The sequence below is a fragment of the Mesorhizobium sp. M5C.F.Ca.IN.020.29.1.1 genome (assembly GCF_003997375.1).
In the GTDB taxonomy this organism is placed as follows: domain Bacteria; phylum Pseudomonadota; class Alphaproteobacteria; order Rhizobiales; family Rhizobiaceae; genus Mesorhizobium; species Mesorhizobium wenxiniae.
Map to the genome: position 1 here is coordinate 1 of NZ_RZSW01000363.1, position 6,431 is coordinate 6,431.

The 6,431-nt window shown below is 61.4% G+C and carries 9 protein-coding genes; 7 read left to right on the forward strand and 2 right to left on the reverse strand.

Annotation, left to right across the window (positions count from 1 at the left end):
• On the forward strand, positions 1-378 hold a 378-nt coding region (locus tag EOA85_RS24100; protein WP_164759843.1), incomplete at its 5' end, for a MarR family transcriptional regulator.
• 85 nt (positions 379-463) lie between these two features.
• Here EOA85_RS24100 and EOA85_RS24105 read toward each other — a convergent pair.
• Together EOA85_RS24105 and EOA85_RS24110 are read right to left on the reverse strand one after the other, a co-directional pair.
• On the reverse strand, positions 464-1,075 hold the full coding sequence (locus tag EOA85_RS24105; RefSeq protein WP_127211431.1) for a pyridoxamine 5'-phosphate oxidase family protein: 612 nt from the start codon (positions 1,073-1,075) through the stop codon (positions 464-466).
• 70 nt (positions 1,076-1,145) lie between these two features.
• Entirely contained in the window at positions 1,146-1,505 is a 360-nt protein-coding gene (locus tag EOA85_RS24110) for a DUF971 domain-containing protein (RefSeq protein WP_206523355.1), read from the reverse strand.
• A gap of 190 nt (positions 1,506-1,695) precedes the next feature.
• Between EOA85_RS24110 and moaA the strand changes: the two genes are divergently transcribed.
• The 6 genes from moaA to EOA85_RS24140 all read left to right on the forward strand — a co-directional run bounded on the left by moaA (position 1,696) and on the right by EOA85_RS24140 (position 6,388).
• The gene (gene moaA / locus EOA85_RS24115; protein WP_127211433.1) at positions 1,696-2,691 is read left to right on the forward strand and encodes a GTP 3',8-cyclase MoaA; all 996 of its coding nucleotides are present in this window, start codon (positions 1,696-1,698) and stop codon (positions 2,689-2,691) included.
• Positions 2,692-2,809: 118 nt separating this feature from the next.
• Positions 2,810-3,166 carry a hypothetical protein gene (locus EOA85_RS24120; RefSeq protein WP_127211434.1) on the forward strand — a complete coding sequence of 119 codons (357 nt, stop codon included), beginning with the start codon at positions 2,810-2,812 and terminating at the stop codon, positions 3,164-3,166.
• A gap of 124 nt (positions 3,167-3,290) precedes the next feature.
• Entirely contained in the window at positions 3,291-4,211 is a 921-nt protein-coding gene (locus tag EOA85_RS24125; protein WP_127211435.1) for a DMT family transporter, read from the forward strand.
• A gap of 39 nt (positions 4,212-4,250) precedes the next feature.
• The gene (mobA, locus tag EOA85_RS24130; RefSeq protein WP_127211436.1) at positions 4,251-4,883 is read left to right on the forward strand and encodes a molybdenum cofactor guanylyltransferase MobA; all 633 of its coding nucleotides are present in this window, start codon (positions 4,251-4,253) and stop codon (positions 4,881-4,883) included.
• On the forward strand, positions 4,880-5,389 hold the full coding sequence (gene mobB, locus EOA85_RS24135) for a molybdopterin-guanine dinucleotide biosynthesis protein B (protein ID WP_127211437.1): 510 nt from the start codon (positions 4,880-4,882) through the stop codon (positions 5,387-5,389). The genes mobA and mobB overlap by 4 nt, the downstream gene beginning before the upstream one ends.
• A gap of 216 nt (positions 5,390-5,605) precedes the next feature.
• The gene (locus EOA85_RS24140) at positions 5,606-6,388 is read left to right on the forward strand and encodes an ABC transporter substrate-binding protein (RefSeq protein ID WP_127211438.1); all 783 of its coding nucleotides are present in this window, start codon (positions 5,606-5,608) and stop codon (positions 6,386-6,388) included.
• Positions 6,389-6,431 lie beyond the last annotated feature (43 nt).

The window sequence follows — 6,431 nt, forward strand, 5'->3', positions numbered from 1 at the left end:
GTGCTGGAGCGCACGCTGGCGGCGAAGCTCGCGCCGCTGGACCTGAAGCCGGCGCAGCTCGACGTGCTGATGAACCTTTACCGCCATCCCGGCATGTCGCAGCACGATCTCGCCCGCCGGCTGCTGGTCGGCCGCTCCAACATCACCATGCTGCTGCCGCAACTCGAAACACGCGGCCTGCTGCGCCGCGAAGGCGATCAGAAAGACAAGCGGGTGCTGCGGCTGACCTTGACCGAAGCCGGCACGGAACTGCTGATGCAGGCGCTGAAGGTCCATATGGCGCTGATCGAGAAAGCGATGAGCCAGTCGACGCCGGAGCAATGCGACATGATCGGCGAGCAGATGCGCAAGATTGCCGACGTCCTCAAGGAAGCGTGACTGGAGCATCGGGCCCAAACGGGGAAACCGGTTTTGGGAAAATCCGATGCTCAAACAAAAGGATGGAGCTCGCGGAACGATCCGCTCACCACATAGACTTTTTCGCGCGCTCCGGCCATTCCTTGTCGTAAGCCTCGCCGTCGATGCCTTTCCGGCTGGTGATTTCCAGGATCTTTCCGGGTGTCGGTAGTGATTTTGGGTCGACATGCCTCGCCGGGTTCCACAGTTCCGACCGGACAATGGCGCGAGCGCACTGGAAATAGACCGAATCGACCTTGATGACCGTGACCGAGCGCGCCGGCTTGCCGTCGACGCTGAACGAGGCACAGAGCGCGGCATCCGTGGTGATGTGGGCGCGGCCGTTGACGCGCAGCGTCGTGCCGGAGCCTGGGACCAGGAACAACAGGCCGACGCGCGGATCGCGAATGATGTTTTTTAGCGAATCGGCACGGTTGTTGCCGCGCCGGTCCGGCATCATCAGGGTTTTCGGATCATGGATGCGAACGAAGCCGGCGAGATCGCCGCGCGGCGAGCAATCCAGCCCTTCCGGCCCGCTGGTCGCGAGCGCGGCAAAAGGCGAGGCCTCGATGAAGGCGGCGTACTCGGGAATCACATGGTCGAGTTCCTTGACCAGCGAGGTCTCGCCGGGCAGGCCATAGAGCGCTTCGAGCTGTTCGACCGTGGTTATGATGGACATTCTTGCTTCCGGATAGTCCAGCCGCCGTTACTCCCGATCCATGATGTTCTGACGACAGGATGGCCGCCAGCTAACGATCGCGGCTAAGGCCCTTTTCCGCCAGCTCGGCTAAGTAGGCATTCCAGCGGGCCTCCTGCTCATGACCCAGCGTATGCAGGTAATTCCAGGTGAAGATGCCGGTATCGTGGAAATCGTCGAAGGTGATGCGGACGGCATAGTTGCCGACTGGTTCGATCTTCAGGATCGCAACGTTGCGCTTGCCGGGAACGGTCACACGCTGTTCGGGCGAATGGCCCTGCACTTCGGCCGATGGCGAGGCAACGCGCAGAAACTCCGCTGGCAACGCGAACGGCTGATGGTCAGGGAACGTCACGGTAAGCAGCCTGCGGTCCTTCGAGACCCTCAGTTCTTTCGGCGCCGTCATGGTGATAGGTCCCGCATCATCTGTCCTTTCCTACGCCGCTTCGCGCGGCGGGAAAAGCCGCTTCGAAACTTCCGACCAATCTGTCGGTGGCGCGATGTGACCTAGGATCGAAACTTCTTATCTTGAATGGCAGGTTGGATCGTATCACATAGCCATATATAACGATGCCGTTCGCAGCCACGGGAAATGCACTAGCATGGACATGATCGATCCTTTTGGTCGCACGATCAGCTATCTCAGGGTGTCGGTCACCGACCGCTGCGACTTCCGCTGCACCTATTGCATGGCCGAGGACATGGCGTTCCTTCCAAAGAAGGATCTGCTGTCGCTGGAAGAGCTCGACCGGCTGTGCACGGTTTTCATCGAAAAGGGTGTCAGGAAACTGCGTCTTACCGGCGGCGAGCCGCTGGTGCGCAAGAACATCATGCATCTAGTGCGTCAGATTTCGCGTCATCTCGAAAGCGGCGCTCTGGAAGAACTGACGCTGACCACCAACGGCTCGCAGCTTTCGCGCTTTGCCGCTGAACTCGCCGATTGCGGGGTCAAGCGGATCAACGTCTCACTGGACACCCTGGACCCGGAAAAATTCCGCCAGATTACCCGCTGGGGCAATCTCGACAAGGTCATGGAGGGCATCGACGCTGCGCAGGCAGCGGGGCTGAAGGTAAAGCTCAATGCGGTGGCGCTGAAGGATTTCAACGACGCCGAGCTGCCGGGGATGCTGCGCTGGGCGCATGGCCGCGGCATGGAGTTGACGGTCATCGAAACCATGCCAATGGGCGAGATCGACGCCGACCGTACCGACCAGTATCTGCCGCTGTCGCTGCTGCGTGCAGCGCTGGAGCGGCAGTTCACGCTGTCCGACATCCCCTACAAGACCGGTGGTCCGGCCCGCTACGTCCATGTCGCCGAGACCGGTGGCAGGCTCGGCTTCATCACGCCGATGACGCATAATTTCTGCGAAAGCTGCAACCGCGTCCGGCTGACCTGCACCGGCACGCTCTATATGTGCCTCGGCCAGGAGGACGCCGCCGATCTGCGTGCACCGTTGCGTGCATCCGAAGGCAATGAACTGGTCGCCGACGCCATCGATGAAGCCATTGGCCGCAAGCCGAAGGGCCATGATTTCATCATCGACCGCCGGACCAATCGCCCGTCGGTGTCGCGGCACATGAGCGTCACCGGCGGCTGATCTTCTCGATCACACCCAGAAAAAGACTGGTCCGCAGCCGGTTGCCGATTTACTGGCGAAACGTTCCAGCCTAGCCTCCTGCTCGGGAGCGGATCCTCGCTCGGTGGGGGACTACAACATGCGCAAATTCAGTCTTTCTCTTGCATTGCTTGGGCTCGCGGCCGTGCCCGCGGCCGCCCAGTCGATCGGCGGCACCTATACGGTCGCCGGCACCAATTTTGACGGATCGTCCTATGGCGGCGAGGCAACCATCACGCTGACCAGCGAGACGACCTGCGCAATCCACTGGGAGACAGGCGGCTCGTCCTCGGACGGCATCTGCATGCGAAACGACGATGCCTTCTCGGCAGGCTATGTCATGGGCAAGGCGGTCGGCCTTGTCGTCTATAAGGTACAGGAGGACGGCTCGCTGCACGGCCTGTGGACGATTGCCGGCAAGGAAGGCAATGGCACCGAAATGCTGACGCCAAACTAAGTTCTGCTGTCCTGGAACATCAGACATCGCTGGGCCACGCGAAAGGCTGTGGCCCAGCCCTTTGACGTTGCTGTCTTATGACCGGCTGCTACAGGCTTGATGCAAAACGCAACCGGTAACGCCTTTGCTTCTTTCCCCAAATCTTCGCGGCGCGCTGTTCATGGTGGTGGCCATGATTGGTTTCACGCTCAACGACGCGATCACCAAAGTCTCGTCGGAATCCATGAACATGGCGCAGGTCATGCTGATCCGCGGCGCCTTCGCTTCGCTTTTCGTAGGCCTGCTTGCCTGGCAACGCGGTGCGCTTGCCCTGCCCGGCTCGATGCTGCAGCCGATGGTTGCGGTGCGCGTCGCCGGCGAAGCCGGCGCTACTGTGTCGTTCCTGGTTGCTTTGGCGCATCTGCCAATCGCCAACGTCTCGGCCGTGCTGCAGGCGCTGCCGCTGGCGGTGACGATGGGCGCAGCACTTGTGTTCAACGAAGGCGTCGGCTGGCGGCGCTGGCTGGCCATCGCCATCGGCTTTGCCGGGGTGCTGATTATCGTGCGGCCCGGCTTCGAAGGATTCAGTGTCTATTCGCTGCTGGCGCTGGCCTGTGTCGCCTGTTGTGCGGTGCGAGACCTCGCCACCAAGCGGATACCGCTAGCCGTTCCGACATTGCTGGTGTCGACTGCCACGGCACTTGCCATGACAGTGCTCGGCGCGGCGCTGCTTGAGCCAATGGGTGGGTGGACACCGATGACGGGAGAAAGCACAGCGTTGCTGGCATTGGCGGCAGTGCTAGTGGTCATCGGTTACCAGTTCATCATCATGGCGATGCGGGAGGGCGACATCTCGTTCATCGCGCCATTCCGCTACACAGTCCTGCTCTGGTCGATCCTGCTTGGCCTGTTCATCTTCGGCGACGTCCCCGACCTGCCGATGATCTTCGGCGCCGGCGTCATTGTCGGTTCCGGCCTCTACGCTCTCTACCGCGAACGGATCGTCGGCCGGCGAAAGACAGCCGCCGAAAGCGCTGGACCCGACATGGCGCCTGACGGCATATAGCTTGCCGATCGCGGCGAGTGACCGCATGGACGAAAGACGATGACTAAAGACATTGCCGGCGTCATTCTGGCCGGTGGTCAGTCGCGGCGGATGGGCGGCGGCGACAAGGGCCTGCTTGCGCTCGGCGGCGGCAGCCTGCAGGACCATGTCGTTGCGCGCTTTGCTGCGCAGGTCGGTCCGCTGGTGCTCAGCGCCAATGACGACCCGGCACGGTTTGCCGGGGTTGGGCTTCCGGTGGTTGCCGATACGGTGAAAGGGTTCGCCGGACCGCTCGCCGGGATCCTGACCGGCCTCGAATGGGCTGCCGCGAACACGGCCTGTGAGGCAGTTGTCACGGCTGCGGGCGATACACCGTTCCTGCCCGAAAATCTGGTCGAGCGGCTGGCCGCGGCAGTCGACGAACGTCCCGGCGCGATCGCCGTCGCCTGTTCCGGCGGCAAACGGCATCCGACATTCGCGCTCTGGCCGCTGGGGCTCCACGACGCCTTGAGGCGTTTTCTGGTCGATGAAGATGTCAGGCGGGTTTCCGCTTTCATCGACCGGCATGACTTTGTCGATGTGGAATTCCCGATGCTGATCTCGGGAGGCCATCTGCACGACCCTTTCTTCAACGTCAACACGTCAGACGACCTGGCCCGGGCCGAACGTCTGTTGCAGAGCATGAAGCCATGATGAGACGCGTCTTCGGTATCACCGGCTGGAAGAATTCCGGCAAGACGACACTGACCGAAAAGCTGGTCGCCGAACTCGTTCGGCGTGGCTGGAAAGTCTCGACGGTGAAACACGCCCATCATGATTTCGACATCGATAAACCGGGGGCGGACAGTTTTCGCCACCGGCAGGCCGGAGCCACTGAAGTCGCCATCGTGTCTGACAGGCGCTGGGCGCTGATGCACGAATTGCGCGGCGAGGACGAGCCGACGCTTGAGGCGATCCTGTCGCGGCTCGGCACCTCCGACATCGTTCTGGTCGAAGGCTACAAGCGCGAGGCGCACAGCAAGATCGAAACGCGGCGGCTGGAGACTAAGGACCGGACACCGCTTTCGGCACATGATCCGCATATCATCGCCATCGCCGCCGACTTCGCCTTAGCGGACGAAAGGCTGCCTGTCTTCGATCTCGACGACACGAAATCGATAGCCGACTTCATCGAGCGCGCGACAGGTTTGACGCGCTGAGGGTACTGCTGAAGGAGCATTCGGCCGCCCCCAAATTCCTCCTTGGTGTGCCTGCCCCAACGTCAGCATTGTCTGGGAATGCGAACCCTCGCAAGCAACGGTTTTATAGTTGCTTTTCCTTGGGAAAGAATGGGAGTATCGCGTCAGCGGGCGGTCAAAAGAACCGCCCACAGAGCCGTTTGGAACGACGGCCGGGAACATACAGAGAGGACCATCATGCGTACTGCACTGCGTATAGCGCTCGCCGCATCGGCCGCGCTGCTGACCCTGGGCGTTGCCCAGGCCCAGGAGAAAACCTTGAGGATCGGCACGGAGGGAGCCTATCCGCCATTCAACAACCTGACTGCCGATGGCCAGCTCGTGGGCTTCGACATCGACATCGCCAACGCGCTTTGCGAAGAGATGAAGGTGAAGTGCACCTTCGTCGCGCAGGATTGGGACGGCATTATCCCGGCGCTTCAGGCCGGCAAGTTCGACGCCATCGTCGCCTCGATGTCGATTACGCCGGAGCGTGCCGAGAAGGTCGACTTCACCAACAAATACTACAACACGCCGCCGGCGATCGCCGCGCCCAAGGACAGCGACATCAAGGGCGTGACTAAGGAGGACCTGGCCGGCAAGACGATCGGCGTGCAGGCGTCCACCACCCACTTCAATTATTCAACCAAGGCTTATACCGACAGTACAATCAAGCCGTACCCGACCGCGCAAGAATACCAGCTCGATCTCGCTAATGGCCGCGTTGACGCGGTCAACGACGATATCACTGTTCTCGAAGGCTGGCTTGCCACGCCGGACGGCGCCTGCTGCAAGCTGATCGGTGCGATCACGCCCGACATCGAGATCCATGGGCCGGGCGCCGGCATCGCGGTACGCAAGGGCGATACCGAGTTGGTCAATCAGTTCAATAAGGCGATCGACGCCATCCGCGCCAACGGAAAGTACAAGGAAATCAACGACAAGTACTTCAAGTACGATGTCTACGGCGGCGAGTCCTAATCCTTCCGGATTGACAGCGAACGGCGGGACATTCCCGCCGTTC